The organism is Bacillus sp. SN32 (assembly GCF_002837495.1).
Taxonomy (GTDB): domain Bacteria; phylum Bacillota; class Bacilli; order Bacillales; family Bacillaceae; genus Bacillus; species Bacillus subtilis.
Window position 1 is genome coordinate 1 of sequence record NZ_PJCT01000017.1, and the last position, 652, is coordinate 652.

A 652-nucleotide genomic window follows, 5' to 3' on the forward strand; every position below is an offset into this window, starting at 1 on the left:
GCGATAGCGAAGAGGTCACACCCGTTCCCATACCGAACACGGAAGTTAAGCTCTTCAGCGCCGATGGTAGTCGGGGGTTTCCCCCTGTGAGAGTAGGACGCCGCCAAGCAATTGCACGTTAGTGCAATTATGGAGGATTAGCTCAGCTGGGAGAGCATCTGCCTTACAAGCAGAGGGTCGGCGGTTCGAGCCCGTCATCCTCCACCATTATGCCGGTGTAGCTCAATTGGTAGAGCAACTGACTTGTAATCAGTAGGTTGGGGGTTCAAGTCCTCTTGCCGGCACCACTTTTATGTGATATAATACTCAAGTCTCTTGTAGAAGAGCCATTAGCTCAGTTGGTAGAGCATCTGACTTTTAATCAGAGGGTCGAAGGTTCGAGTCCTTCATGGCTCACCATTTTACGCGGGTGTGGCGGAATTGGCAGACGCGCTAGACTTAGGATCTAGTGTCTTTATGACGTGGGGGTTCAAGTCCCTTCACCCGCATTATATAGGATAACAGTTAGAAAAACTGGACATCCTGTCTGCGGAAGTAGTTCAGTGGTAGAACACCACCTTGCCAAGGTGGGGGTCGCGGGTTCGAATCCCGTCTTCCGCTCCAACTATACCATCCACGCCGGGGTGGTGGAATTGGCAGACACACAGGACTT

At 51.8% G+C, this 652-nt stretch carries 5 tRNA genes and 1 rRNA gene; all 6 read left to right on the plus strand.

From position 1 onward, the window contains the following. A 5S ribosomal RNA gene (gene rrf, locus CW370_RS21030) occupies nucleotides 1-109 on the plus strand; the annotation flags it as partial. A 22-nt stretch (nucleotides 110-131) separates the two neighbouring features. Beyond that, nucleotides 132-207 (plus strand) — tRNA-Val (locus CW370_RS21035). Nucleotides 208-211: 4 nt separating this feature from the next. Further along, nucleotides 212-287, plus strand: a tRNA-Thr gene (locus CW370_RS21040). A 36-nt stretch (nucleotides 288-323) separates the two neighbouring features. Next, nucleotides 324-399: transfer RNA gene (locus CW370_RS21045), tRNA-Lys, on the plus strand. A 6-nt stretch (nucleotides 400-405) separates the two neighbouring features. Further along, nucleotides 406-488: transfer RNA gene (locus tag CW370_RS21050), tRNA-Leu, on the plus strand. A gap of 40 nt (nucleotides 489-528) precedes the next feature. Continuing rightward, a tRNA-Gly gene (locus CW370_RS21055) sits at nucleotides 529-603 on the plus strand. The last annotated feature ends 49 nt before the right edge of the window (nucleotides 604-652 follow it).